The following is a 25,981-nucleotide window of genomic DNA, read 5'->3' as shown; positions in this document are numbered from 1 at the left end:
CAGCCCTCGAAGGCCGGTCGTCCACTGCTGTGGGCGGCCGGCCTTTCGCTGTGCCTGGCGCTCGCGCTGGTGGCGCTGCTGCTGCTGCTGCGCGACCCGCGGCACGACGCCGACCCCGGCGCCGTCGACGTACGCCGGGCGAGCCCGGCTGCGGCCACGACCGCGCTGACGGACTTCGTCGCCGCGGTGGACGCGGGCGACTCCCGTTCGTTGGCCGCGCTCGCGCCCGACGGTGACGAGGACGCCGCAGACCTGCTCGCGGGGATCGGCGACAACGTCGCGGCCCTCGACCTGCGCGGGGTCACCGCGCGCTACGTCGACCAGACGGGCACGGTCGCAGCAGACGGGTCGTGGAGCGGTGTCGTCGAGCTCACCTGGCGGCTCGGGGCCTACGACGCCGGCCGGTCGCGCGCCGACCTGCGCGTCGACTTCGCCCCGTCCGGCGACGGGTTCGGGATCGCCGGATTCGGTGGAGGTGCCGGGGGCGGACCCGGGCGGGTGCCGCTCTGGCTGCAGGGGGAGCTGTCGGTGTCCCGCTCGCCGGACGTGCTGGTGCTGGCGGACGGGGCGCGGCCCGACGCGGAGGCAGTGGCGGCGCGCGTCGAGCGTGGCATCCGCGTCGTGCGCCGCGTGCTGCCCGACTGGTCCGCGCCGGTGGTCGTCGAGGTGCCGGCCAGCGCCGCCGCCCTCGACGAGACGCTGGGCGTCGACCCCGGGACGTACGCCGGGATCGCTGCGGTGACGACGACGGCGGGCACTGCGGCAGACGACGCCCCCGTCCACGTCTTCGTCAATCCCGAGGTGATCGCCGGCCTGCGCCCGACTGGCGCCCAGGTGGTGATGAGCCACGAGCTCGTCCACGTGGCCACCGGCGCGGCGTCCGCGCCCGGTGAGCCGTGGCTGGTGGAGGGCTTCGCCGACTACGTCGCGCTGCGCGACGTCGACCTGCCCGAGACGACCACCCTCGGTCGGGCGATCGACCTCGCCCGCCGCGACGGCGTGCCGCAGGCCTTGCCGTCCGCCGCCGACTTCGACACCCGTGCCGTAGATCTCCAGGCGCGCTACGAGCAGGCGTGGCTGGCGTGCCGGGTCGTCGCCGAGCGTCTGGGGGAGCAGGGGTTGGTGGACGTCTACGGCGCCACGGCCGACGGCGCTCCTGTGGGTCGGGTGCTGGCCCGGGCGGGGCTCCCGCTGCGGCAGCTCACCCGGACGTGGCGGACCCGCCTGCAAGACTTGGCCGGGTGAGCCGCCCCCCCTCCCGCGCCCGCGATCGCAGCCCGGCCTGGGGCGTGGTCCTCCTCACCGGCGTGGCCTTCGTGGTGGCGGCCTTCTGGCTGGTGCCCTGGAGCCCCGTGCCCGGCGGGACGCCCGAGCCGGTGGCCGCCGGATCGGTGTTCACGCCGGCGGAGATCGCGCTGGGGGAGCACTACGCGGCCTGGTCCCGGTTGTGGAGCTGGTCCGGCCTCGTGGTGCAGCTGGCTGCGGTCAGCGTCCTCGCCTCCACCCGGGTGCGGGAGCGGATCACCGGCCGCCCGCCCGGTCGCTGGTGGGTCCAGGTGCCGATGGCCGTCGTGGTGGTGACGCTGGTCCTGCGGCTGCTCGCGCTCCCGTTCGGCATCGCCCTCCAGCAGCACCGCCTCGACCACGGTCTGTCCACCCAGTCGTGGTGGGGCTACACGCGCGACGTCGGCACGGGCGCCGCGGTCAGCATCGTGGTGACCTCGCTCGGCCTGCTCGTGCTGGTCGGGCTCGCCCGCCGCTGGCGGCGTGCCTGGGTCGTCGCCGGTGCCGCCCTCGCAGCCGGTCTGGTGCTGGTCGGCTCGCTGGTCTACCCGCTCGTGGTCGAGCCGCTCTACAACTCGTTCACGTCGCTGCCCGACGGCCGCCTCCGCACCGCGGTGCTCGCCGTGGCGGACCAGGAAGGGGTGCCTGTCGACGACGTGCTCGTGGCCGATGCGTCACGGCGTACGACCACGCTGAACGCCTACGTGTCGGGCTTCTCGGGCACCCGCCGGGTCGTCCTCTACGACACGCTCGTCGAATCGTTGCCGGAGGACCAGGTGCTCTCGGTCGTGGCCCACGAGCTGGCCCACGCCCGGCACGACGACGTGCTCACCGGGACGGTGCTCGGGGCGCTGGGCGCGGCCTTCGGCGTCGGCCTGCTCGGCCTCGTCGTGGGGGGCGAGCGGATGCGGAGGGCGTCCGTCGTGCCCGTGGTGATCGCGCTGCTGGCCGTCGGTTCCCAGCTCGCGAGCCCCGCGGAGAACGGCATCAGCCGCCGGATCGAGACCCGGGCCGACGTGGACGCACTGAAGGCGACCGGTGACCCGGTCGCCTTCAGGGAGATGCAGGTGATGCTGGCGCGGCGATCGCTGGCCGATCCGACGCCACCGGCCTGGTCGCAGTGGTGGTGGGGGTCGCACCCCACGGTGCTGCAGCGGCTTGCGTTGGCAGAGAGCTGATCAAGGACCGAAGACGCCGGCCGGGATCTCGAACAGGTCGCTCACCGCGAAGCCGAAGGCCGCGACGGCGCCGACGATCACGATGGCGATCATCGCCACCATGAGGCCGTACTCGACGGCCGTGGCACCCTCTTCGTCACGCTCAGGGGTCTGGGGCAGCGGCATGTGTGCCTCCTTGGTGGAGCTGGCAGAAGCAGTGCGGGCCGACGCCGTGGACGTCCCACGGCGCCGGCCCGGCAAAGATCCGAGGATCAGTCTCAGATGTCGCCCGCGATGTCGGCGAACAGCGCGCTCAGGTTGTTGCCCAGCAGGGTGACGGCGCCGATGATGACGATGGCGATGAGGGCGACCATCAGGCCGTACTCGACGGCGGTCGCGCCCTTCTCCTCGTCCTTGCGGCCGACGAGCATGAGGGTGATGAACTTCTCGAGCATGGGATTCCCCTTGATGTCTGGTTGATGAGTCCGGTCCGAGCCCACGAGGACCCGTCGAGGGATACTCTGCTCGACCTCGACGGCCGGCGAATCGGGTGAACGGCCGTTGCTGGGTAGTCCGATGTGACTATCTTGCGACCACCCTCGACGCCACCCCGGATGGCACGTCCGACGTCAGCGGAGCGGGTTGCCCGCGGACAGGTGGTCGAGCAGGCCCATGCGCATCGCGGTGACGAGCGCCTGGGCGCGGTTGGCGGCGCCCAGCTTCTGGTAGATGTGCGTGATGTGGGTCTTGGCCGTGGACTCGCTGAGGTACAACCGTCCGGCGATGTCACTGGTGCCCAGGCCCTCGGCCAGGAGGACCAGGACCTCCTCCTCGCGGCCGGAGAGGCGGGGCGCCGCCGGCGTCGTGGCGCGACGCATCATGGCCGCACTGAGGCCGGCGCAGAGGAACGTGCGGGGCGCGACGGCGGCGTGCTTGGCCGCGCTGACGACCTCGGACGCCTTGCTGTCCTTGCCCACGAAGGCCGAGGCGCCGGCTTCCATCGCGGCGAAGATCTGGTCGTCCCCGGCGTGCATGGTGAGCACGACGAGACCCACGGTGTCGCTCTCGCTGCGCACCGCGCGCACGATCTCCAGACCCAGCCCGTCGGGGAGCTGGAGGTCGGTGACGACCACGTCCGGCGACACGTCGCGGAAGACCGAGAGCCCCTCGTTGACGCTGCCTGCCTGGCCCACGACGTGCATGTCGTCGTCGCGCTCGAAGGCGCGGGCGAGGCCCTGGCGGATCAGCTCGTGGTCGTCGACCAGCATGACGGTGGTGCTCATGGGCGAGCACTCCTCTCTCGGAGCCTGGTGGCGTGGTCTGTGTGGAGGTGGACGAGGGTGCCGCCGCCCGGGCGCTCGCACACCTGCAGGGACGCGCCGATCCCCTTGGCGCGCTCGGACATGGTCTGCAGCCCCCAGTGGCGGTCCTTCGGCCCGGCGTTGCCGATGCCGTCGTCCTGGATCCGCAGGTCGAGCGTGACGCCGTCGGTGACGAAGTCCACCCAGAGGTTGCGGGCCCTGGAGTGGCGGCGCACGTTGCCGATCGCCTCCTGGGCGATCCGCAGCAGCTCGCTCTCGGTCCGTGAGGACAGGGCGTCCCCGGACTCGTCGAAGGTGAGGTGGACCCGTAGGTCCGTGCCCGCGCTGAGGTCGCGCACGTACTCGGCGAGCGCGCCCGACAGCCGCCGGTCGGAGACTTGGTGGCGCAGGTCGAAGATGGAGTAGCGCAGCTCGCTCACGACGCGGCTGATCTCCTCGCGCAGCGATCCGGCCAGCTCCCGGGTCTGGGGCTCGTCGGAGACCGACTCGATCTCGTCCACGACGTAGCCGAGGGCGACGATCTCCTGCGCCACGCCGTCGTGCATCTCGCGGGCCAGGCGGTTGCGCTCCTCGGACGTCGCCATCTGCCGGACCTCGTCGAACAGCACGGCGGTGTCCATGCGCAGGGCGAAGTCGTCGATCACTTCGGCGGCCTTCTCGGCGATGTCGTCCGTCCAGCGCAGCACTCCGTCGAGCACCAGGTGACCGAGCGTCCCGTCGGTCCCGTGGATCGTCAGGACGCGGACACCGGGGGAGCGAGCCTCGGGGGCGCGGTCGACCTCCGCCTCGAGCGTCGCGACCTCTCCGTAGCCGGAGAGCAGCACCAGCCCGTGCTCCGCCGAGCAGGTGAAGACCGCCGAGCCCGCAGCGCCCGTTCGGCGGCGGAGGTCGGCCTCCAGCTCAGCTGCGAGCTGGGCGCTGTCCAGGCCGACCTCACCTCGGCGCGCCAGCCCGTGGAGCTGCGCCATCACCTGGTGCGCGGCCTGGTACGGCGCCCGGCGCGCGTCCTGGTGCCGCAGCGAGCGGGACTGCCAGCTGGTCAGCAGCCCGGCACCCAACCCGCTGAGCACCCAGGGGCCCGCCGCGACGAGGTCGGGGCGAGGGTCGCCTCCCGCCGCAGCGGCGACCGCCGCGAGCACGCCCAGTGCACCGACGGCGGCGACGTTGACCGTCGTCACGAGTCCGTGGCGCAGCCCGGTCACGACCGGCGGCGCCGCGAGGTAGGCGTACAGGCCGGCGGAGGCGTCGGCGCTGGCCAGCATCAGGGCAGCCAGCAGCATCTCGGCAGCGGCCGTCCAGGACGTACGGGTGAGCTCGGGCTCCCAGTCCAGGACCGCTCCGGCCCCTGCGATCACGACGAGGGCCGCCAGGAGGGGCCCCGAGACACCGGCCCTGTCGTCGGAGAGCACCACGCCGGTGGCCAGCGCCAGCGCGAAGACGCGGATGGCCGTGGTGACCCGCCAGGTGTACGGGAGGCCACCCAGCGTGCCCGCCCGCTCCACCCGATTGGTCAGGCGCATCGGCTCACTGGTTCCCGAACGTCTCGGCCATCTGGATGCCTGCCGGACCCATGATCACCAAGAAGAGGCACGGCAGGATGAACAGCACCAGAGGGATCATCATCCGCACGGGCACCTGCTGGGCCTTCTCCTCGGCGCGCTGGCGACGCTTGGTGCGCATCTCGCCGCTCTGGATGCGCAGCACCCGACCGATGGGGATGCCCAGGCTGTCGGCCTGCACCATCGCCAGGCAGAACGACTTGAGGTCGTCGAGCGAGGTGCGGTCGGCCATGGCACGCATCGCGTCGGTGCGTCCCACGCCGATGTTCATCTCCTGGAGAAGACGGGCGAACTCGCTGGCCAGTGGCCCGTCGGTGTTGCGGGCGACCCGGTCCACCGCGGCGTCGAACCCGAGACCCGCCTCGACCGAGACGGTGAGCAGGTCGAGCGCGTCGGGAAGCGCGTTGCGCATCAGCTTCTCGCGCTTCTGCCCGGCGTTGAACAGCAGGACGTTGGGCAGGATGTAGCCGAACGCAGCGACCAGCGCCGTGCCGAGCACGACGCGGATGAACGGCAGGTCCATCCCGGCGATGTAGAGGAAGCCGATGCCGCCGAACACCGCCATGCCGAGCACCTTGAGGCCGATGAGCCGGTTGGCGTCCCAGCCGGGCGGGTTGCCGGCCACGTTCAGGCGGTACTCGAGCCTGTGGGCGGTGTCGGCGCGCACGAGCTTGCGCCCGGTGCCGACCAGCTGGTCGCCCAGCGGGCCGAGAACCCGCTCGGCGAACGGGCGCTCGAGCTCGGTCTTGAGCATGTCGGGCGTGCTCTGGCTCATCGCCTGGATGGCGGCCATCGAGCGGGCGACGCCGCGGCGCTCCTTGCTGACCACGCCGAAGATGGAGATGGCCATGACGATGGCCAGGAAGATGCAGCCGGCACCGATCCACAGGATCATCTCAGACCTCCACCGTTGCGAGCTTCGCCATGGCGAACGATCCCAGGGCGAGAAGGAACCCTGCCAGGGCCAGGATGATGTAGCCGGGCAGCGTGGTGTACAGCAAGCGTACGTAGTCGGGATTGGCGAACGTCATGTAGAAGAAGATCAGCGGCGGGAGCCCGGTCAGGATGTAGCCGGAGAGCCGGCCCTCGGCGCTGAGCGCCTTCACCTGGCGGCGGAGGTACTCGCGTTCCCGCAGGGTCTCGGCCACGGTGTGCAGGATCTCGGCCAGGTTGCCGCCGACCTCGCGCTGGATGCGGATCGCCATGACGACCCAGGCGAAGTCGGCGCTCTCCATCCGCTCGCCGACGCCGTCGAGCGCGTCGGTGATGTCGACGCCCAGCCGCTGCTCGACGAGCGCGCGCCGCAGCTCGCCGGCCATCGGCTCGTGACCCTCCTTGACCACCGTGTCGACCGCCTGGGGCAGCGACAGGCCGGCCTGGAGACCGCCTGCCATCAGGCCCAGCGTCTGGGCGAGCTGCGCGTTGAAGGCGCTGAGGCGACGGCTGTGGCGGAACTTCAGGTAGACCCAGGGCAGCACGATGCCCAGGAGAAGTCCCAGGATGCTCATCGGGATGCCGCCCATGATGAGGCCGAAGAGGCCCGCTCCGAAGGCGATGCCGAGGTGGACCAGCACCCACTCCGACGCGGTCAGCGCCGAGCCGGCTCCCGACAGGCGCTGCGAGATCTTGGTCTCCAGGTCGGCGCTGACGAACCGGTTGGCGATCGAGACGGCGGAGCCCTTGAGGTCCGCCGGCGTGGCCTGGCGCTTCTTCCTCGTCGTGGAGGTGGAGCCGGGGGTGCCGTTGAAGTAGGCCTCGAGCTGCTTCACCGACTGCGACCGGTTGTCGCCCGCGCTGATCATCACGGTGGCGAGGAGGCCGAAGAGCCCGATGGCGAGGGCACCGGCGCCCAGGAGCATGCCGGTGTTGCCGATGAGCGCCTTGCCGGAGTCGACGACGTCCGGCACGGCGAAGCCGGGACCGAGCGTCGCGAAGGCCGTGTCGTGGTATTGGGTGCCGGCGCTCTCGACGACGACGTCGATGTTGGCGTCCTCGCCGCTGGCGTAGGGCGCCTCGAAGGTGACCAGCAGCTGCTGGGACAGCGCCGCGGCCCTCTCGTTGAACACCGTGGTGAGCACCGCGGGATCGGCCGGGATGACCGAGCCGTTGGTGGCGGTCGAGACCGTGGCGAGCTCGTCGGACTTTGCGCCCTGCACGAGGGAGACGACGTCGACGACGACATTGGCCTCCTGGGCGTCGGCGGTGGCCACCTCGAGGGTCATGTCGCTGCCGGTGTCGGCTCCGTCAGACAGCACGAGGAGGTTGCGCGAACCGTCACCGTCAAGCAGCCTCACCCCTTCGACGATGCCGTCGTACACGCTGGTGCCCTTGGCCAGGGTGATCCCGGCAAGCGCCTGTCGCACGTCGTCGTGGTCGATGGTGGGCGACACAGTCGTGGTGACGTCGCCAGCGAACGCCACGAGGCCGATCGCGACGTCATCCGGCGCACTGTCGAGGAAGGCGTTGATCGCGGTGGTGGCCGCGGCGAACTTGCCCTTCCCCTTCATGCTGTTGCTGGCGTCGAGGACGATCACGGTGGAGCGGTCGATGTCGCCTGCGTCGACGAGCTTGGCTGACGACTCGACGGCGGACCCGTTGAGCTCGATGAAGACCTGCGCGGGGTCGACCTCCGTGCCCTCGGGCAGCCCGTCGGTGGACAACAGCAGGTTGACCGTGCCGCGGTCGGTGTCGACATGGTCGATGGTGATCTCGCCCTCGGCGAACGCCGGCGCGCCCACGGACAACGCCAGCGCGGACGTCACGAGCGCGCCGGCGAGCCAGCGCGCGGCCGACCTCATCGGGCGCCGCCCACGGTGAACACGGCGGGGTTGAGGTGCACACCGTGGTCGGCCAACCGCTCCAGGAAGCGCGGACGCAGGCCGGTCGACTCGAGGCCGCCCTTGAACTTGCCCTGCTCGTTCATCCCAGCGGCGTAGTCGAAGAGGAACACGTCCTGCGTCGTGATGATGTCGCCCTCCATGCCCACGATCTCGGTGATCGCGGTGATGCGGCGCGTGCCGTCCTTGAGACGGGTCTGCTGGATGATCAGGTCGACGGCGCTGGCCACCTGCTCACGGATGGCGCGCACCGGCAGGTCCATGCCGGCCATGAGCACCATCGTCTCGAGACGCGAGAGGGCGTCACGCGGTGTGTTGGCGTGGAGGGTCGAGATCGAGCCGTCGTGACCGGTGTTCATCGCCTGCAGCATGTCGAGGGCCGCGGCGTCACGGATCTCACCGACGACCACGCGGTCGGGACGCATGCGGAGGGAGTTCTTCACCAGGTCGCGGATCGTGACCGCACCCTTGCCCTCGATGTTGGCCGGTCGCGACTCGAGCCGCAGCACGTGGTCCTGCACGAGCCGGAGCTCGGCCGCGTCCTCGATGGTGACGATGCGCTCGTCGTCGGGGATGAAGGAGGACAGCACGTTGAGGGTCGTCGTCTTGCCGGCGCCGGTACCACCGGAGACCAGGATGTTGAGGCGGCCGCGGACGCAGGCCTCGAGCAGGTCGGCCGAGGCGCGGCTCAGCGTGCCGAACCCGATGAGGTCCTCGACGGTGTAGGGATCCTCGGAGAACTTGCGGATGGTGAGCTTGGACCCGTCGAGGGCCAGCGGCGGGATGATCGCGTTGACACGGCTGCCGTCGGGGAGACGGGCGTCCACCATCGGGCTCGTCTCGTCGACGCGTCGTCCGATCTTGCTGACGATCTTGTCGATGGTGCGCCGCAGGTGCGCCTCGTCGGCGAACGTGGCGTCCACCTTCGTCAGCTTGCCGCTGCGCTCGACGTAGATGTCCTCGAACGTGTTGACCATGACCTCGGAGAGGTCCGGGTCGCGCAGCAGCGGCTCGAGCGGTCCGTAGCCGAGGATGTCGTCGGCGATCTCCTGGGAGATGCGCGACTTGTCCGCCGACGACATCGGCATGTCGACCTCGGCGAGCGTGGTCTGCAGGGCGAGGCGGACCTGCTGCTCGAGGTCGGACTGCGTCAGGTGGGCGTCGTACAGCGTGGGACCGAGCGTGCTGACCAGGCGCGCGTGAACGACGCGCTTGAGGTCCTTGTAGGGGTCGTGGCCGGAGCGTGCGACCGCGGCACGGCGGCGTCCGGCTGCGATGGACTCCGGCTTGGCCGGAGGGTTGGCTGTCGTCGCTCCATCGCTGGCGGGCGGCGCGGCAGGGTCGGCGGGGCGCGTGCGCGATGCGGCAGCGAGACGGTCGGTGAGACTCATGTCAGCCCTTCCTCATGCGAAGACGACTGGCCTTGCGGCCAGGTGTGGCGACCGGGTCGCCCGGAGCGGAAGCGTGTGCCTGCGCCAGGGTGGACGCAAAGGTGGTGAGCGCCTTGCTGTTGGGGTTGGACGGGAAGGCGCTGACGAGTGCCTCGCCGCGGTTGACCGCGGCGAGGACCTCGCGGCTCGAGACCAGGGTCGCGTCGGCCTTCAGGCCCAGGGTCGACTCGAACTCGCCCTGCGTGAGGCCGACCTTGGCGTCGACCCGGTTGAGCACGAAGCTCCAGGACTCCCGGGGGAAGTTCAGCAGGTCCAACGTGCTGGTCGCGAGCTTCACGCCCTTGAGTGCCGGGATGTCCAGCGTCCCCACCAGGATGATCGAGTCGGACCGGTCGAGCGCGGCGAGGGCCTGGTCGTCGAAGACGCCCGAGGTGTCGACCACGACGTAGTCGAACATCGCCTTGAGTCCCTCGAGCAGCTGACCGATGTCCTCGGCCGTGGCCTGGTCGGGGGAGTCCAGGTGCACGGGCGCCGCCACGACGGACAGGCGCTCGGAGTGGGTGGTGAGGAGGGACTCGATGGCGCCCTCGTCGATGCCTCCGCGGAAGCTCACCAGGTCGTTGACGTTCCGGTTGGGGGAGAGCTGCAGCATGATCGCGACGTCGCCGCTGTTGACGTCGAGGTCCACCAGGCAGACCCGGTGCTTCTGCGCCAGCGCCACGGCGGTGTTGACCGCGACGAGGCTCTTGCCCACGCCGCCCTTGGTCGAGAACACCGTGAACAGCTTGCCCTGCGGAGCCTCGTCGGCGACCCGCTGGGCCTCGGCCTCGGCGACGAGCCTGGCCTTGGCCTGCTCGGCGGCCGCCTGGACCTCACCGAGCATCGTCTGCCCGATCGCGCTCGCCACGGAGCGGGCCCGCTGCACGGCGGTGGTGATCCCGGCGAGGTCCTTGCTCTGGACCACCTCGCGCATGCCGCTGCGGAGCGCGAGCGAGAGCGCGTTCGCGTCGACCGTGTCACGCAGCAGGATGACACCGAGGTCGGGACGGTTCACGCGGGCCCACTGGGCGAACGCGGTGGCGTCCTCCGTGGTGATGCTGGGACCGATGACCACCGCGAACTCGTGCGGGTGGTCCTGGATGTTCGACGCCAGGTCCTCCACGTCGCCCACCCCGGTGGAGCCGTGGAGCATCGCCTGGAGCAGTGCGCGCTGGCCGGCGTCGGCCTCGAGGATGACAGTCATGATCAGGCCGTCGGGATCGAAGGAGCGTCGGGGACGACCATCTTGCGGTCGGTGCCCTTCTCGTCGCGAGTCTTGGTCTTGTCCGACAGGAGGCCGACGTTGAGCTCACCGAAGCGATCCGCCCAGATCAGCTTCTCGGACTCCTTCTGGGTCAGCGCGAGGGTGAGGATGGTCTTGGGGACCTCCTCGATCGTCTGCGTGCCCTGCTCGTCCGTGGTGGTCCGGGAGGTGGTGGACGTCTGGCCCACGCCGATGACGGTCGCGCGGTTCAGGATGATGCGGGTGTACGACGAGTCGGCGACCGTGACGAAGACGGCGACCTCCGAACCCGGGTTGACGAAGCCGGCGACGCGCTCGGGGTCGGTCAGCTCGACGGAGACGGCGAGCTTGTCGTCGGGGATGACGAGCGTCTGGGTGTCCCCGACGTTGCCGAACTTGTCCGCGATCAGCTGCTCGCCAGGGTAGATGTTGCCGGTGGCCACGAGGCCGGTGACGCTCGTGGAGGAGGAGAGGGCACCCGGGACGAGGTCGTCGCGGCGGATCTCCCTCTTCTCGAACTTCCCTGCCTCTTCGGCGGCCGAGACGGACTCGCCGGCGTTGACGATGTCCTTGGCCACCAGGACCTCGACCAGCTCCTGGCCCTCGGTGGCCCGGTTGTCGATGCCCTGGACGTACATGACGATCAGCAGGGTGCCGACGAGGGCCGTCACGATGGCCAGGGCGAGGAGTACGGAACGACGCGCCATCAGGCATTCCTTCGGTGTCAGGAGCGGGGGTTCGCTCAGCAACGTGCCGGGAGGTCAACCGACCGTTGAAGGTGCCTGTGCCACCGTCTCCAGTCCACGAGTGGCCCCGACGTCCTCTCGTGCATCGAAGAACTTAGGGGTGGTGCGGGCGCTGTCGGGGGCTAAGCCTGACAAACCACCCGATGGTGGCCTGTGGGTAGTCCGAAGTGACTAGTCCGTCGTAGTCATGGTCTAGCCCGCAGGCTCAGGAGAGGTACAGCGCGTCGATCTCCGCGCGCGCCTCACGCACCACGACGTTGCGCTTGAGCTTGAGGCTGGGGGTCAGCTGACCGCCCTCCTCGCTCCACTCGCCGGGCAGGATCGTGAACTTGCGGATCGACTCGGCCTTGGAGACCGCCTTGTTGGCGTCGTCCACGGCCTCCTGCACGACCGCCACGAGGTCGGGGTCGTCGACGAGGTCAGCCACGTCGCCGGTCTTCTCGTGCTGGGCCGCCCACGCGGGGAAGGTCTCGCGGTCGATCGTGACCAGGGCCCCGATGAAGGGCTGGCCGTCGCCGACGACGAGGCACTGGTCGACCAGCGCGTGGGCACGGAGCCGGTCCTCGAGGACCGCGGGCGCGACGTTCTTGCCGCCGGCCGTCACCAGGATCTCCTTCTTGCGCCCGGTGATCCGGACGAAGCCCTCCTCGTCGACCTCGCCGACGTCGCCGGTGTGGAACCAGCCCTCGCCGCCGAGCGCCTCCTGGGTCGCAGCCTCGTTGCCCCAGTAGCCGGTGAAGACCTGGCCCCCCTTGAACAGCAGCTCGCCGTCGTCGGCGACCCGCACGCTGGTGCCGGGCAGCGGTCGTCCGACGGTGCCGATCTTCGTGGCGTCGGGGAGGTTCGCCGAGAGGGCGGCCGTGGTCTCGGTGAGCCCGTAGCCCTCGAGGACGACCAGGCCGATGCCGCGGTAGAAGTGGCCGAGGCGGTCGCCCAGGGGTGCCCCGCCGGAGATGGCGTACGTGCAGCAGCCGCCGAGCGCCTGGCGCAGCTTGCCGTAGACGAGCTTGTCGAACAGGGCGTGCTGGGCGCGCAGGCGCAGTGGCACCTTGGGGCCGTCGAGCGCGCGGGAGTAGGCGATGGCCACGTCGGCGGCACGGTCGAACACCTTGCCGCGACCGTCGGCGGTGGCGCGCTGCGAAGCGGTGTTGAAGACCTTCTCGAAGACGCGGGGCACGGCGAGGATGAACGTCGGCTGGAACTCGCCGAGGTCGGCGACGAGGTTCTTGATGTCGGCGCTGTGGCCCATCCGGGCACGGCTCTTCACGCAGCCGACCTGGATGATCCGGGCGAACACGTGGGCCAACGGCAAGAAGAGCAGCGTCGAGGCGCCCTCCTTGTCGAAGAGCTCGTGCAGCTCGTCGACCGCGACACCGAGCTCGAACATGAAGTTGCCGTGGGTGAGCATGCAGCCCTTGGGCTTGCCGGTGGTGCCGCTGGTGTAGATCAGGGTGGCGAGGTCGCTCGGCGTGGCGGTCGTACGCCGCTGCTCGAGGACCTCGTCGGAGATGTCCGAGCCGAGGCGACCGAGCACGTCGACGGCGTTGTCCGCGATCGACCAGACGTGCTGGAGCTCGGCGAGGTCGCCGGTCTGTCGTGCCTCGCGCACCCGGGCGAGGTGGTCCGCGCCCTCTGCGACGACGGCGCGCGTGCCGGAGTCGGCGAGGATCCAGCCGATCTGCTCGGCGGACGAGGTCTCGTAGATCGGCACCGTCACCGCTCCGGCGAACCAGATCGCGTAGTCGAAGAGGGTCCACTCGTAGCGGGTCTTGGAGAGCAGCGCGACGCGGTCGCCGGCCTCCACGCCTGCCGCGATGAGCCCCTTGGCCACCGCGCGCACCTCGTCGTGGAACTCCGCGGCGGTGACGTCGGCCCAGCCGTCGCCGGTGTCGCGGCTGAAGACGGCGGCGTCGCCGGCCTCCCGGGCGTTGGTGACCACGTCGTCGGTGAGGTTCCCCGTCGTGGGGATGACGGTGGAGAGGGGCGTGGAGAACTCACGCACGAGGAAACCTCCTGAGAAGTGGTCAGTGCGTGCGCAGGCTATCTCCTGAGGAATCTCACCCGGCTTGCCGGGCGAGATTCCGAGCCTCGCAGCCGCTTGCGGCAAGAGGGCCTGAGCGGCGGGTGGGCTACGCTCCCGCCATGGCCGAACAGACCTCCTCGTCGATCACCGTCGACGCCCCGCCGGCCAATGTCATGGCCGTCATCGCCGACTTCGAGTCCTACCCGGAGTGGGCGAAGGGCGTGCAGACCGCCGAGGTCCGCGTGGAGGGCGCCGGCGACCGCGCGGAGCAGGTCTACTTCGCTCTCGACGTCTCACCGATCAAGGACCAGTACACGCTGGCCTACGACTGGAAGGGTGACCGTGAGGTCACCTGGACCCTCGTCGAGGGCATCATGCTCAAGGCGCTCGACGGCGCCTACACGCTCGTCGACCTCGGCGACGGCCGCACCGAGGTGACCTACCGACTGGCGCTCGACGTGAGCATCCCGTTGATCGGGATGCTCAAGCGCAAGGGCGAGAAGATCCTCATCGACACCGCGCTGAAGGGTCTCAAGAAGCGCGTCGAGTCGCTCTGACGCCCGGGTCCGGGATGCGGATCCTCCTCTTCACCGGCAAGGGCGGCGTGGGCAAGTCGACCCTGGCTGCCGCGACGGCGTGCGCGAGCGCCGCGGCGGGGCACCGGACGCTGGTGCTCTCGACGGACGCCGCGCACTCCCTGGCCGACGCGCTCGACGTGGCGCCGAGCGCCGAGCCCAGCGAGGTCGAGGAGAACCTGTGGCTCCAGCACGTCGACGCCCAGGACCGGTTCGAGCGCTCGTGGCGTGACATCCAGGGCTACCTCCTGAGCGTGCTCGACGTCGCCGGCGTGGACCCGGTGGCGGCCGAGGAGCTCACCGTGATCCCCGGCGCCGAGGAGGTCCTCGCCCTGCTCGAGGTGCGCGCCCAGGCGCGGTCGGGGGCGTGGGACGTGCTCGTCGTCGACTGTGCGCCCACCGCCGAGACCCTCCGCCTCCTCGCGTTGCCGGAGGCGCTGGGCTGGTACATGACCCGCGTCCTCCCGGTCGAGCGGCGGGTGGTCAAGGCGCTCAAGCCGGTGCTGACCCGTGCGGCCGGCGTGCCGATGCCGGGGGACTCGGTGTTCGACGCGATCGAGCGGCTGCACGCCGAGCTCGACGACGTACGCGCCGTGCTGACCGGGCCGGAGACGTCGGTGCGCCTGGTGCTGACCCCCGAGTCGGTGGTGCTCGCGGAGGCGCGCCGGGCCTACACCTTCCTCACCCTCTTCGGCTACACCGTCGACGCGGCGGTGGTGAACCGCGTGTTCCCCGACGACGGCGCCGACGCCTGGCGCACCGCATGGGTCGAGTCGCAGCGCCGGGTGCTCGCCGACGCCGCCGACTCCTTCGCCGGGCTCGACCTGCGGACCTCGGTCTACCGCGACTCCGAGCCGGTCGGCCGCGACGAGCTGCTCGACCTCGCCCGCACCGTGTACGACGGCAGCGACCCGCTCGCCGCGCCGGGGGACCGGACCGGGCTGCGGGTGCGCCCGTTCCCGGGCGGGCGCGTCCTGTCCTTCCCGCTGCCGCTCGCCGCGCAGGACGAGGTGCGTCTCGCACGCAAGGGCGACGAGCTGGTCGTCTCGGTCGCGTCGTATCGTCGTCTCCTGACGCTGCCCTCGGGACTGGCACGCCATCGCGTGACGGGTGCCCGGGTGCGCGACGGGGAGATCCAGGTCAGGTTCGCCGACCCCACCTCCGCTGACCAGCCCGATGCCGGCACGACCCGACAGGAGACCACGTGAGCGACGCGGGGGACGCCCACGAGGTCGGCTCGCTGGCCGACGAGGCAGCCAAGCTCCTCGGTGCGCTATCCGGGTGGGCGCGCGACCAGGCGGGCGAGGCCGGCGAGGGCCTGTCGGGCCTGGCCGCGCACGCCGCGGCGTCCGCCCACGACCTCAACGAGCACCTCGCGACCGGCGCGACCGAGTGCACCGTGTGCCCGGTCTGCCGCGCCGTGCACGCCGTGCGGCAGCTGAGCCCCGAGGTCACGACCCACCTCGCCGCCGCCGCAGCCTCACTGGCCCAGGCAGCCGCCGCCGTGATGGCCACGCCCGACCGCGCCACCGGCTCGGAGGAGCCGGACGGCGTGGAGCACATCGACCTCGCCGACGACTGGCCCGAGGACGAGTGAGCCACGCGTGAGCGAGGTCGCGGCCGGGGACCCCGGAGTCGTGGTCGGCGTCGACATCGGCGGCACCAAGGTGCTGGCCGGGGTCGTCGCGGCCGACGGGACGGTCGGCCGGACGGCCCTGCGCACGACGCCGGGCCGCCGCGTGGTGACCAGCCACGTCGAGGACGCGCTGGTCGAGGCGATCCTGGAGGCTGCTGGGGACCGCTCGCTGACCGCAGTGGGCGTGGCCGCGGCCGGTTTCGTGGACTCGGCGGGGGAGCGGGTGCGGTTCGCACCCCACCTGCCGTGGCAGGGCGAACCACTGCGGGACCTGCTCCAGGCGCGCCTGGGCTGTCCCGTGGCCCTCGACAACGACGCGAACTGCGCCGCGCGCGCCGAGGCGCACCACGGCGCCGCCCGGGGCGCGACGTCCGCGCTGATGATCACGATGGGCACGGGCATCGGAGGTGCCGTGCTGCTCGACGGCGTCGTCCTCCGGGGCGCCAACGGCATGGCCGGGGAGTTCGGCCACATGCAGGTGGTGCCCGACGGCCGCGCGTGCGAGTGCGGACGGAGCGGGTGCTGGGAGCAGTACTCCTCCGGCAACGCGCTCGTCCGCACCGCCCGCGCCCTGATGGCCGAGCAGCCCTCGGTCCTGCAGGAGATGAGCGACGGCAACGTCGACCGGATCACCGGACCGATGGTCACCGCGGCCGCGGAGGAGGGTGACCTGGTCGCCCGTCGCGCCTTCGCGTCCGTCGGGGACTGGCTCGGAGTGGGCGTGGCCAACCTGGTTGCGGCCCTGGATCCCGAGCTGGTGGTGGTCGGCGGCGGCGTGTCCGCTGCCGGCGACCGCCTGCTCGAGCCCGCCCGGGCGGCCCTGCAGCGCAGCCTGGTCGGGGCTGCCCACCGTGTCGTGCCGGACCTCGTCGCGGGTCGGCTCGGCCCCGGGTCGGGGATGGTCGGCGCGGCCCTGCTCGCCGCCCGGTCAGCTCTGTGAGCAGAACGGCCTGTCGTCTGTGGTCACGGGCCTGAGCAGGAACAACTTGTGCTGCCACCACGACAGCGGCTGGAGCCTGACCTGACCGGGACCTGGCCCGAATCTCACGTTCCTGCCGTGCAGGAGCCCGGTGACCTCGAGGTCGCGGTCGTCCGTGGCCATGCGGCGCAGCGTCACGACAGGGACAGCGAGCCGGTTCTCCGCGCCCGTGCGGAGCTGTGGGTCGTTCGATCCTGTCACAGTGACCATCTCGTCCTGCCAGTCAGTGAGCCTGAACGAGGGCATGAACAGGTGGTTTGGCGCGGGGGACTCGGTGCGCAGGTTGGAGAACATCGTGAAGGACCCGGTCGTCCGTAGTCCCAGGTAGGGGTTGAGCGCCCAGAGCACCGCCATCGCCACCACCGGTAGGTGGACGAGGCGGATCCTTCCGAGCGGCGAAGCGGCGCGCTGCTCGCGCACGGACAGCGCCGTCGCGATCAGTAGCCCGATGAAGTAGAGCTGCTCGAACACGTACATCCCGGCCATCGTGACCGCCATGGCCAGGTAGCCTCCGAACCCCAGCACGACGAACGCGATGGCCGCGGTGGCCAGGGGGTGACGCCGGGCATCTCGGGCGATCGCCGAGCGGGCGGCCCACGACGAGGTCCGGTCGAGGACCCGGCTGGCGAGCTCCGGGCTCAGGAACAGCACGAAGAGGGCAAAGACCGTCGAGGTGAAGTCACCGACCACGAGGGTCGGGCTCGAGCTCAGGGTGAAGTGGAAGGTCATCCCGAGCAGGACGCCCCAGCAACGCGTGCGGGGCACCGTGAGCAGGAGGAACACCATTGCCTCGGTGATCGCGGCCCCGTAGCTCAGGGTGTGGCTCTCCGACACGGGCCCGATCAGTCCGTGGCTGACGACGTCGGCGAGGGCGTTGGCGCAGCTGGTCAGTGGGTCCAGGAACGAGGTGTTCCACTTCGACACGGCAGCGGCGCCGTACGCGACGAGCAGGATCAGACGCGCTGCGGGCAAAGCCTTGGTCACGCTCTCCAGCGCCGTAGACCTGGTGACGAGCATGGTCAGAAGGAGGGCGATGTTGACAAACGACACGAGCGCCCAGTGGTCAGGGCTCAGTGGCATCTCGGCGACGTACTCGATGAGCTGGAGAACTGCCAGCGTGGCCAGCAACCGGCCCGCCCCCGGGTGGAGGAGCAGGATGATCGCGGTGGCCACCACGGCGATGTTCCACGGGGTGTCGAGCGCGTTGCGGTCGGCAATGAGGAGGTGAAGCACGTGCGCGACCGCCCACATCCGCACGAACAGTCGGGTCGCCCGTGCCTGGACATCGGTCCGCGTCCCCGCAGACGCGATCTCGGCGTTGGTCTCCATCGGTGTCCCCAGCGTCACGGCGGGCGAGCCGGGATGGCTGCACCGTGGCGAGGGTAGGCCAACCGGCGTGTCCCGCGTGGTGTTTTGCGCTCAGCCCCGGCGGTAGTCCGGCACCAGCTCGAGGGCCAGCTGCTCCAGGAACAGGCCCACGTCGGTGACGATGCCCCGCCCGCGGTTGGACCCGCGGTCGGCGAGCTTGGTCACGGTCGAGGGGTTGAGGTCCACGCACACGAGCGGCACCGTCGCAGGCAGGATGTTGGCGGTGGCCACCGAGTGCAGCTGCGTGGCCATCATCAGGCAGTAGCCGACGTCGGCGATCTCGGCGCGCATGGCGCGCTGCCCCTCGATGACGTCGGTGTGGACGTCGGGCAGCGGTCCGTCGTCGCGCACGGAGCCGACGAGGACGTAGCGCTTCTGATGCGTCACCAGGGCGTGCAGGATCCCGCTGGTGACCACGCCGTCGGCGACGGCCTGCGCGATCGACCCGGCCTTGCGGACGGTGTTGAGGGCGCGGACGTGGTGCTCGTGCCCGTGCTCGACACCCTGCGTGACGGACAGGTCGACGCCGAGGCTGGTGCCGTAGAGGGAGGACTCGATGTCGTGCGTCGCCAGGGCGTTGCCGGCGAACAGGGTGTCGACGAAGCCGCCACGGATGAGCGCGACCAGGGCCGGCACCGCGCCGGTGTGCACGACTCCCGGCCCGGCGACCCAGAGCAGCCGGCGGCCCTCGGCACGGGTGCTGCGCATCTCGTCGGCGACCTGGCGCACCAGGACCGCCTGCGGCTTGTCGTACGGCGTCTCGCCGACGAGCTGGCTCGAGGCGCCCGTCGCGGTGTCGGGGCGGGGCACGGAGACCTGGATGCCGGTGGCGCCGACCACGATCCGCATGCCGGCCGCGACGTCGGACATCGGCACCGTGCGCACCCGGACACCACTGGCGGAGTCGATCACCACGAGGCCGCAGTCCATCTCGGGGTTCTCGACGTCGTACCAGGTGCCCTCGAGGCGGATCCGGGTCTCGAGGTTGGTGGTGGAGTAGAAGCCGTCCGGCAGCACGCCGTCGCGCTCGGCCACGCCGACGACGGCCTCGCCGGGGTCGAGCTGGTTGACGCCGCGGGTCTGCAGGCGCATCAAGAGTCGCTGGAGCGAGTCCTCGTCCTCGGCCTCGACCGTGATCCGCGCGCTGCTCGGGTCGGCGGCCTCGTGGCCCACGTCGAAGTGGTCGATGACGTAGTCGCCGCCGTAGTCGCGGATGTCGTCGAGGATCCGCGACAGGATGCCGCTGTCCATCAGGTGGCCGGTGACCTCGACCGTCTCGCTGGATCCCACACCGCGACCCTATCCGTCGGGACCTGCTCAGATGCGTGAGCCGTCGTCCCAGGGATCGCGGGACCGGGGCATCTCGCGCACGAGGTAGAGGAACCCGCCGACGAACCAGGCCACCAGCGCCCAGCCGAACAAGGGCGGCAGCCAGAGGGAGGAGAGCCCGATGACGAGCGCGAGCACCGGCGCCACGAACAGGCCGGCCCACGCGAGCCCGCGCTGCCAGGTGCGGGGACGGGGGAAGGGCGGAGCAGCCGGCGGGTGGAAGCGCTCGGCCTCGGGGACGTCGTCGTGCGCGTCACGCTCGTCCACGTCCTCGACGTCGTGGTGGGCGGCGTGGTGGGCGGCGGCGGCCAGCGGGACGTCGAGCCCCTCGTCGAGCCCGTCGGTCGTGTCGAGCTTGTCGGGGTGGGCGGTGGGCGCGGCGTCGACCGGGCCGGTCCCGGCCTCGTCCCCGGCCTCGCGGGCGGTGGTGTCGTCGGGGAGCACCGCGCGCTCGCCGTAGTGCTCCACGATCTCGCGCCAGGCCAGCTCGGTGCGGCTCTCGTCGCCTGGAGTCGTCACGCGATCACGGTACCCGCGCGGAGGTTGCATGCGGCAGACTGACCGCCGTGAAGATCCCCTTCCGCGGCGCCCCGGCCGCGCCCGTCGACCCCGCCCTCGTCGCCCCGATGTCCACGGCTGCGAAGCCGGAGCTCACCGGCGGACGCCGCATCGGCGTGCTCGTCCAGCACGGCTTCACCGGCAGCCCGGCCTCCATGCGGCCGTGGGCCGAGGACCTCGCCGCACGTGGGTACGCGGTGGAGATGCCGTTGCTGCCGGGCCACGGCACCCGCTGGCAGGACATGAACCGCGTGACGTGGGCCGACTGGGTGGCGACCGTCGAGGGCGCCTTCGACAAGCTGGCGGCCGAGAACGACGCCGTCGTGGCGGTGGGCCTGTCCATGGGCGCTGCGCTCTCGTTGCGGCTCGCAGCCGACCGGGGTGACCAGCTGGCGGGCATCGTCATCGTCAACGCGGCCGTCGACACGCTGCGCAAGGACGCCGTCCTGCTGCCGGTGCTCAAGCGCTTCGTGCCCGCGTTCCCCGGCATCCGCAACGACATCAAGAAGCCCGGCATGGACGAGGTCGCCTATCCCGTCATGCCGCTGAAGGCGGCCTACGAGATGTCGGTCGGGTGGGCGCAGCTGCGGCGCGACCTGCCACGGATCACCATCCCGGTGCTGTCGTTCCGGTCCGCGGAGGACCACGTGGCGGACATCTCGACCTCGCGCGCGCTCCACGCCGGGCTGTCGTCGAAGGACTTCGAGGAGCGCGTGCTCGAGGACAGCTACCACGTGGCCACCCTCGACAACGACGCACCGCGCATCTTCGCCGAGTCGGCGGAGTTCATCGAACGGGTCACCCGCGAGCAGCAGGGATAGGCTCGGCAGCGTGCTGTATTGGTTCCTGAAGTGGATCGCCCTCGGGCCCGTGCTGCGACTCGTCTTCCGGCCCAAGGCCTACGGCGTGGACCACGTGCCGGAGGAGGGCCCCGCGATCCTGGCGAGCAACCACCTCTCGTACGCCGACTGGCTGTTCATGCCGCTGACGCTGACCCGGCGGGTCACCTTCGTGGCCAAGGCCGAGTACTTCACCTCGCCCGGCATCAAGGGCTGGTTCCAGAAGAAGTTCTTCACCGGTGCCGGTCAGGTGCCGATCGATCGCTCGGGCGCCAACGCCGCCGAGGGTGCGATGAAGTCGGCGATGAAGATCCTCGCCGAGGGTGACCTGTTCGGCATCTACCCCGAGGGCACCCGGTCCCACGACGGCCGTCTCTACCGCGGCAAGACCGGGGTCGCCAGGCTCGCCCTGGAGACCGGCGCGCCGGTGATCCCGTGCGCCGTCGTCGGCACCGATGTCGTCGCCCCGACCGGCAAGGTCTACGGCACGTGGACGCGTCCGGTCGTGCGCTTCGGCAAGCCGCTCGACTTCTCCCGCTACGCCGGGATGGAGAACGACCGCTACATCCTGCGCTCCATCACCGACGAGATCATGTACGAGATCATGCGCCTCTCCGGTCAGGAGTACGTCGACCTCTACGCCAGCAAGGCCAAGGAGCTCGACAAGGAGGCGGCCAGGGAGGAGGCGCGGGAGAAGGCCCGGCAGGCCGCCGCTGAGCAGGCGGCCCAGGACGAGGCCGGCGACGGGCCGGAGCAGAAGGCGTCCTGAGCGCCCTGCCGGCGTCGCGGACGCCGACCCCGCGCGCCGACTCGGCGCTGGCCGTGGAGGACCGGCTCTACTCGGCCCTGGCGATCGTCCGGGTCGTGGTGACGATCAACATGGTGGCGCTCAACGCCTACCGCCGCGACAACTTCGACCACCCGACCGCGGGCCTGACGATCGTCGTGGCCCTCGCCCTCTGGACCGTCCTCGCCATCTGGCTCTACCAGGACCGCGCACGGCGTACGCCCCTCCTGCTCGTCGCCGACCTCGCCATCACCCTCGCGGCGATGGCCGCGACGCCGTGGGTGAAGTCCGAGGGATTCAACGCCACCGTCCCGGGGTTCTGGGTGATGGGCGCCCTGCTGGCATGGGCGATCGCCTGGCACTGGCGCGGCGGTCTGGCCGCGGCCGTCGCGATCGCGCTCGTCGACCTGGTGCCGCGCTCGGAGGTCGACCAGGGCAACTACGGCAACGTCTTCCTCGTCCTCATCGGCGGTCCGGTCGTCGGCTACATGTGCGCCTCGCTGCAGCGGATGGCGCGTGAGCGGGACGCGGCCGAGCGTGCGGCGGCAGCCGCCGAGGAGCGCACCCGACTGGCCCGCGCCGTGCACGACGGCGTGCTGCAGGTGCTCGCCATGACCCAGCGCCGCGGTGCCGCGGCCGGTGGCGAGTGGGCGGAGCTCGCCCGGCTGGCGGGGGAGCAGGAGCGGAGCCTGCGCTCCCTCATCCGTCAGCAGGACACCGTGCCCACCGTCGCGGGCGGTCGCGTCGACCTGGCCGGCGCCCTGGAGGCCATGGCGACTGCGCACCCGGTGCGGGTCGAGGTCGCCACCCCCGGCACCGCCGTGCCGGTGGACGCCCACGTCGCGACCGAGACCGTTGCCGCCGTGCGCGCCTGCCTCGACAACGTGCTCGCCCACGTGGGGCCCGACGCCAGCGCCTGGATCCTCGCCCAGGCCGCACCCGACGGCGTCACCGTCTCGGTGCGCGACGACGGTCCGGGCATCGCGCCCGGCCGCCTGGAGCAGGCGGAGGACGAGGGCCGGCTGGGCGTCGTCTCCTCGATCCGCGGCCGCGTCGAGGAGCTCGGCGGGACCGCTCGGGTCGAGAGCGGCACCTGGGGCACCGAGTGGGAGCTCGTCGTCCCGCTAGCGTGAGCTCGTGACGATCCACACCTCCCACCCGTTCCTCGACCCGGAGGGCGACCGCGACCCCGTACGACGGCTCCGCGGCCGGCAGGGTGCCACGGTCTCGCTGTGGACGGCCGGCGACGACGGCGACCGGTCCGGGCTGACGGTGTCGTCGTGGATGGTGGCGGGCGGGGAGCCCGGACGGGTGCTCGCGCTCCTCGACCCCGACGCCGACCTCACCGAGGCGCTGCTCGAGACCGGGCGCGGCGTCGTCCAGCTCCTGGCGTGGCCGGACCGCGGGCTGGCGGAGGCGTTCGCCGGGACCGCGCCGGCACCGGGCGGCCCCTTCCGGATGGCGGAGTGGGTCGACACCGCGTACGGGCCGCGGCTGGACCACGCGACGACGTGGGCCCTCGTCTCGCTGGAGTCGGACGCGCCTGTGGGCTGGTCGACGCTCGTCACCTGCACGCTCGACGAGGTGGTGGTCGGCGAGGACCACGACCCGCTGGTGCACCGTCGCGGCCGGTTCAGCCCCCCGAGCGCGTAGCCGGTCTACGATGCCCCCATCTCAGGGACGGGGGAACGACATTGGTGACCGTGATGGTGGTCGACGACCACCCGATGTGGCGCGACGCCGTGGAGCGCGACCTGCGCGCCGCCGGGCACGACGTGGTGGCCGTCGCCGCCAACGGCCGCGAGGCGATGGCGCGCTTCCCGGCCGCCGCGCCCCAGGTCGTCGTCCTCGACCTGCAGCTGCCCGACAACAGCGGCGTCCAGGTCACCAGCATGATGCTGGAGCACGACCCGGCCGCCCGGGTGCTGATCCTCTCGGCGAGCGGCGAGCAGGCCGACGTCCTCGAGGCGATCAAGGCCGGTGCGACCGGCTACCTCGTGAAGTCCGCGTCCAGCGCCGAGCTCATCGACGCCGTGCAGCGCGTGGCCGAGGGCGACACCGTCTTCACCCCGGGGCTCGCGGGCCTGGTGCTAGGGGAGTTCCGGCGGATCGCCGACGGGCCGGCCGACGACCCGCGCGACCAGCTGACCGAGCGGGAGACCGAGATCCTCAAGATGGTCGCGACCGGCATGAGCTACAAGCAGATCGCCGCCCGGCTGGTGCTCTCGCACCGCACGGTCCAGAACCACGTCCAGAACACGCTGCGCAAGCTGCAGATGAACAACCGGGTCCAGCTGACCCGCTGGGCGATCGAGCACGGCCTCGACGAGGCGGACGACCCCGTCTGACCGGGCCGGGCACCGGGCGTCCGGGTACGGTCTCGGGGCCGGGAACCGTCCCGGCAGGGGAGGAAGGACGCCAGTGGGCGGCAGCGCGACACAGGTCGAGGACTACCTCGCCCGGCTCGGGATCGCTGACCGGCCGCCGGCCACCCTGGACGGACTGCGGCAGGTGCACCGCGCCCACGTCGCCCGGATCCCCTACGACAACCTGTCGGTCATGCTCGGTCGCCCCGACCCCGTGGATCCCGCGGACGGCGTCGCGCGGGCCGCCTCCGGCGGACGGCTCGGCTACTGCTTCCAGCAGAACGGCGCCTTCGGCTGGCTGCTGGACTCCCTCGGGTTCGCGGTGAGCCGGCGGCACGGGCACGTCTGGACCCGGCCCGAGGACCAGTTCGGCACCGACCTCAACCACCTGGTGCTCGTCGTGTCGGGGCTGCCGACCGGCGACAACCCCGGCGGCCACTGGTGGCCCGACGCGGGGCTCGGCGAGGGCTTCGCAGAGCCCCTTCCGCTGGTGCGCGGCGACCACGACGTCGACGGCTGGAGCTTCGGCATCGGTGCCGGCTTCGGCGCGCAGGCAGCGGGCCGGCCCACCGGGCCCGCGGCGTGGACCTACCGCCACCTCCCGGGTGGCGTGCTGCGCGGGATGGTCGTCACCTCACGCGACCACTCCACCGATGCCGTCGCCGCGTCGCACGAGGTGCTGGCCCGCGGCGAGGACTCGCCCTTCCGCCGCGTCCTGGTCGCGCAGCGCATCGACGGGCCCGAGCAGCGGACCGTGCGTGGGCTGGTGCACCAGGTCCTCACCCCGACCTCGCGCGACCAGCGCGACCTGGCGTCGTACGACGAGTGGCGCGCCGCGCTGGTCGACGACCTCCTGCTGCCGGTGGACGACGTCAGCGATGACGAATGGTCCGGGCTGTGGGAGCGAACCGTCGCCTCCCACCGCGCCTGGGACGACGCGGGGCGGCCGTGACTGCTCCCCACGCATGGCGCCGGGCCACGTCCGACGACGTCGTCGCCCTGCGCGACCTGGAACGGATCGCCAGCCAGACCGGCCTCGCCCACGTCTTCGGCGACCTGCCCTACCCCGACGACGACGTCCTCGCCCGCTGGACGCTCCTGCTCGACGACCCCGAGGTCGTGGTGGACGTCGTGGAGGACGAGGAGGGCCTGGTGGCGCTCGCCGCCCACGAGGGCTCGACGCTGCGCCACCTCGCGGTGCGCCCCGACCACTGGAACGCCGGCCTCGGGCGCGAGGGCTTCATGCGTGCGGAGGCCGCCGGAGCCCGCCGGCTCTGGGTGCTCGACGACAACCGCCGGGCCCGCCGCCTCTACGAGTCCTTCGGCTGGGCCGCCACCGGCGTGACCCAGGAGTGCCCCTGGCCGCCGTACCCGACGGAGGTCGAGTACGCCGCCGCGGACTCGCCCCACCCAAGCGCGTAGGGGCCCCGACGCGCTGGTCGAGGGGATCCCGCTGGTCGAGGAGGGACGAAGTCCCGTCACGAGACCCCCCGCCCTCGGTGGTCGAGGTGCGAGCGCCAGCGAGCCTCGAAACCACGCCCGCCCCCTGGTCAAACCCTCGGTGGTTGAGGTGCGAGCGCCAGCGAGCCTCGAAACCACGCCCACCCTCCTCGGTGGCTGAGGTGCGAGCGCCAGCGAGCCTCGAAACCACGCCCGCCCCCGTCGGTGGTTCAGGTGCGAGCGCCAGCGAGCCTCGAACCCACTCCCGCCCCCATGGTCGAGGAGGGACGAAGTCCCGTCACGAGACCCCCAGCCACGGGTGGTCAGGACAGTCGAAAGGGGCGGACCGTCCAACGTCCGCGCCGGCCCAGTGTCGGTGGTCTCGCCTACAATCGAACACATGACCTGCATCTCTGCTTGAGTGCAGTTGAGGCTCATGAGCCCCCGATGAGGTCTTTAAGCGGGTGGGGGTCTGTGTCGACGGCCTGCTGGAGCAGTCGGTA

26 protein-coding genes are annotated in these 25,981 nt (G+C 71.5%); 13 read left to right on the top strand and 13 right to left on the bottom strand.

Translation table 11 applies throughout. The features are described from left to right. Positions 1 to 69 precede the first annotated feature (69 nt). Both ASC64_RS04930 and ASC64_RS04925 read left to right on the top strand, forming a co-directional pair. Positions 70 to 1,245 carry a hypothetical protein gene (locus tag ASC64_RS04930; protein ID WP_056906433.1) on the top strand — a complete coding sequence of 392 codons (1,176 nt, stop codon included), beginning with the start codon at positions 70 to 72 and terminating at the stop codon, positions 1,243 to 1,245. Then, on the top strand, positions 1,242 to 2,462 hold the full coding sequence (locus tag ASC64_RS04925; RefSeq protein ID WP_056906432.1) for a M48 family metalloprotease: 1,221 nt from the start codon (positions 1,242 to 1,244) through the stop codon (positions 2,460 to 2,462). Before ASC64_RS04930 ends, ASC64_RS04925 begins: the two co-directional genes overlap by 4 nt. Here ASC64_RS04925 and ASC64_RS21545 read toward each other — a convergent pair whose 3' ends face one another. The 10 genes from ASC64_RS21545 to ASC64_RS04880 form a co-directional block, all read right to left on the bottom strand. After that, complete coding sequence (locus ASC64_RS21545; RefSeq protein WP_082550221.1) at positions 2,463 to 2,627, bottom strand: Flp family type IVb pilin; 165 nt, start codon at positions 2,625 to 2,627, stop codon at positions 2,463 to 2,465. A gap of 92 nt (positions 2,628 to 2,719) precedes the next feature. Further along, positions 2,720 to 2,896 carry a Flp family type IVb pilin gene (locus tag ASC64_RS04920; protein WP_056906431.1) on the bottom strand — a complete coding sequence of 59 codons (177 nt, stop codon included), beginning with the start codon at positions 2,894 to 2,896 and terminating at the stop codon, positions 2,720 to 2,722. A gap of 174 nt (positions 2,897 to 3,070) precedes the next feature. Further along, the gene (locus tag ASC64_RS04915; RefSeq protein WP_056906430.1) at positions 3,071 to 3,724 is read right to left on the bottom strand and encodes a response regulator transcription factor; all 654 of its coding nucleotides are present in this window, start codon (positions 3,722 to 3,724) and stop codon (positions 3,071 to 3,073) included. Further along, positions 3,721 to 5,283, bottom strand: coding sequence for a sensor histidine kinase (locus tag ASC64_RS04910; protein ID WP_056906429.1), 1,563 nt, complete (start codon positions 5,281 to 5,283; stop codon positions 3,721 to 3,723). Before ASC64_RS04910 ends, ASC64_RS04915 begins: the two co-directional genes overlap by 4 nt. 4 nt (positions 5,284 to 5,287) lie before the next feature. Further along, positions 5,288 to 6,217, bottom strand: a complete 930-nt coding sequence (locus ASC64_RS04905) for a type II secretion system F family protein (RefSeq protein ID WP_056906428.1) — start codon at positions 6,215 to 6,217, stop codon at positions 5,288 to 5,290. Position 6,218: 1 nt separating this feature from the next. Next, entirely contained in the window at positions 6,219 to 8,120 is a 1,902-nt protein-coding gene (locus tag ASC64_RS04900) for a type II secretion system F family protein (RefSeq protein ID WP_056906427.1), read from the bottom strand. After that, positions 8,117 to 9,550 carry a CpaF family protein gene (locus ASC64_RS04895; RefSeq protein WP_056906426.1) on the bottom strand — a complete coding sequence of 478 codons (1,434 nt, stop codon included), beginning with the start codon at positions 9,548 to 9,550 and terminating at the stop codon, positions 8,117 to 8,119. Before ASC64_RS04895 ends, ASC64_RS04900 begins: the two co-directional genes overlap by 4 nt. A gap of 1 nt (position 9,551) precedes the next feature. Beyond that, positions 9,552 to 10,793 (bottom strand): AAA family ATPase, encoded by a 1,242-nt coding sequence (locus tag ASC64_RS04890; protein ID WP_056906425.1) that lies wholly within the window; start codon positions 10,791 to 10,793, stop codon positions 9,552 to 9,554. A gap of 2 nt (positions 10,794 to 10,795) precedes the next feature. After that, the gene (gene cpaB / locus ASC64_RS04885) at positions 10,796 to 11,539 is read right to left on the bottom strand and encodes a Flp pilus assembly protein CpaB (protein WP_056906424.1); all 744 of its coding nucleotides are present in this window, start codon (positions 11,537 to 11,539) and stop codon (positions 10,796 to 10,798) included. Positions 11,540 to 11,783: 244 nt separating this feature from the next. Next, entirely contained in the window at positions 11,784 to 13,580 is a 1,797-nt protein-coding gene (locus ASC64_RS04880) for an AMP-dependent synthetase/ligase (RefSeq protein ID WP_056906423.1), read from the bottom strand. A 140-nt stretch (positions 13,581 to 13,720) separates the two neighbouring features. Between ASC64_RS04880 and ASC64_RS04875 the strand changes: the two genes are divergently transcribed. From ASC64_RS04875 to ASC64_RS04860, 4 genes are read left to right on the top strand one after another with little or no spacing between them, the layout of a single operon-like run. Further along, positions 13,721 to 14,158 (top strand): SRPBCC family protein, encoded by a 438-nt coding sequence (locus ASC64_RS04875; protein WP_056906568.1) that lies wholly within the window; start codon positions 13,721 to 13,723, stop codon positions 14,156 to 14,158. Positions 14,159 to 14,172: 14 nt separating this feature from the next. Further along, a complete protein-coding gene (locus tag ASC64_RS04870; RefSeq protein WP_056906422.1) occupies positions 14,173 to 15,384 on the top strand; it encodes an ArsA family ATPase in 1,212 nt (403 codons plus the stop codon). Next, positions 15,381 to 15,773, top strand: a complete 393-nt coding sequence (locus tag ASC64_RS04865) for a hypothetical protein (RefSeq protein WP_056906421.1) — start codon at positions 15,381 to 15,383, stop codon at positions 15,771 to 15,773. Before ASC64_RS04870 ends, ASC64_RS04865 begins: the two co-directional genes overlap by 4 nt. A 7-nt stretch (positions 15,774 to 15,780) precedes the next feature. Further along, the gene (locus ASC64_RS04860) at positions 15,781 to 16,752 is read left to right on the top strand and encodes an ROK family protein (protein WP_056906420.1); all 972 of its coding nucleotides are present in this window, start codon (positions 15,781 to 15,783) and stop codon (positions 16,750 to 16,752) included. Here the strand turns inward: ASC64_RS04860 and ASC64_RS04855 are convergent. The 3 genes from ASC64_RS04855 to ASC64_RS04845 all read right to left on the bottom strand — a co-directional run bounded on the left by ASC64_RS04855 (position 16,741) and on the right by ASC64_RS04845 (position 20,007). Next, positions 16,741 to 18,120 carry an HTTM domain-containing protein gene (locus ASC64_RS04855; RefSeq protein ID WP_056906419.1) on the bottom strand — a complete coding sequence of 460 codons (1,380 nt, stop codon included), beginning with the start codon at positions 18,118 to 18,120 and terminating at the stop codon, positions 16,741 to 16,743. The two genes, ASC64_RS04860 and ASC64_RS04855, sit on opposite strands and share 12 nt — an antisense overlap. A 90-nt stretch (positions 18,121 to 18,210) precedes the next feature. Further along, on the bottom strand, positions 18,211 to 19,449 hold the full coding sequence (locus tag ASC64_RS04850; RefSeq protein ID WP_156385026.1) for an ornithine cyclodeaminase: 1,239 nt from the start codon (positions 19,447 to 19,449) through the stop codon (positions 18,211 to 18,213). A gap of 27 nt (positions 19,450 to 19,476) precedes the next feature. Further along, positions 19,477 to 20,007: a hypothetical protein gene (locus ASC64_RS04845; protein ID WP_056906418.1), complete on the bottom strand. Its 531-nt coding sequence runs from the start codon at positions 20,005 to 20,007 to the stop codon at positions 19,477 to 19,479. Positions 20,008 to 20,054: 47 nt separating this feature from the next. On the opposite strand from ASC64_RS04845, the gene ASC64_RS04840 reads away from it, so the two are divergent. From ASC64_RS04840 to ASC64_RS04810, 7 genes are all read left to right on the top strand, one after another. Then, on the top strand, positions 20,055 to 20,867 hold the full coding sequence (locus tag ASC64_RS04840; RefSeq protein ID WP_235563531.1) for an alpha/beta hydrolase: 813 nt from the start codon (positions 20,055 to 20,057) through the stop codon (positions 20,865 to 20,867). A gap of 10 nt (positions 20,868 to 20,877) precedes the next feature. Continuing rightward, on the top strand, positions 20,878 to 21,654 hold the full coding sequence (locus tag ASC64_RS04835; RefSeq protein ID WP_056906417.1) for a lysophospholipid acyltransferase family protein: 777 nt from the start codon (positions 20,878 to 20,880) through the stop codon (positions 21,652 to 21,654). A gap of 53 nt (positions 21,655 to 21,707) precedes the next feature. Then, positions 21,708 to 22,805, top strand: a complete 1,098-nt coding sequence (gene macS / locus ASC64_RS04830) for a MacS family sensor histidine kinase (RefSeq protein WP_235563530.1) — start codon at positions 21,708 to 21,710, stop codon at positions 22,803 to 22,805. A 4-nt stretch (positions 22,806 to 22,809) separates the two neighbouring features. Then, positions 22,810 to 23,325 carry a flavin reductase family protein gene (locus ASC64_RS04825; protein WP_056906415.1) on the top strand — a complete coding sequence of 172 codons (516 nt, stop codon included), beginning with the start codon at positions 22,810 to 22,812 and terminating at the stop codon, positions 23,323 to 23,325. Positions 23,326 to 23,378: 53 nt separating this feature from the next. After that, positions 23,379 to 24,020 (top strand): response regulator, encoded by a 642-nt coding sequence (locus ASC64_RS04820; RefSeq protein WP_056906565.1) that lies wholly within the window; start codon positions 23,379 to 23,381, stop codon positions 24,018 to 24,020. A 73-nt stretch (positions 24,021 to 24,093) separates the two neighbouring features. Further along, complete coding sequence (locus ASC64_RS04815) at positions 24,094 to 24,990, top strand: arylamine N-acetyltransferase family protein (RefSeq protein ID WP_056906414.1); 897 nt, start codon at positions 24,094 to 24,096, stop codon at positions 24,988 to 24,990. Further along, complete coding sequence (locus tag ASC64_RS04810; protein ID WP_056906413.1) at positions 24,987 to 25,460, top strand: GNAT family N-acetyltransferase; 474 nt, start codon at positions 24,987 to 24,989, stop codon at positions 25,458 to 25,460. Before ASC64_RS04815 ends, ASC64_RS04810 begins: the two co-directional genes overlap by 4 nt. The last annotated feature ends 521 nt before the right edge of the window (positions 25,461 to 25,981 follow it).

This window comes from Nocardioides sp. Root122 (assembly GCF_001425025.1).
Taxonomy (GTDB): Bacteria; Actinomycetota; Actinomycetes; order Propionibacteriales; family Nocardioidaceae; genus Nocardioides.
The sequence above is the reverse complement of the archived record's forward strand: the minus strand, read 5'-3'. Positions and strand labels throughout refer to the sequence as shown.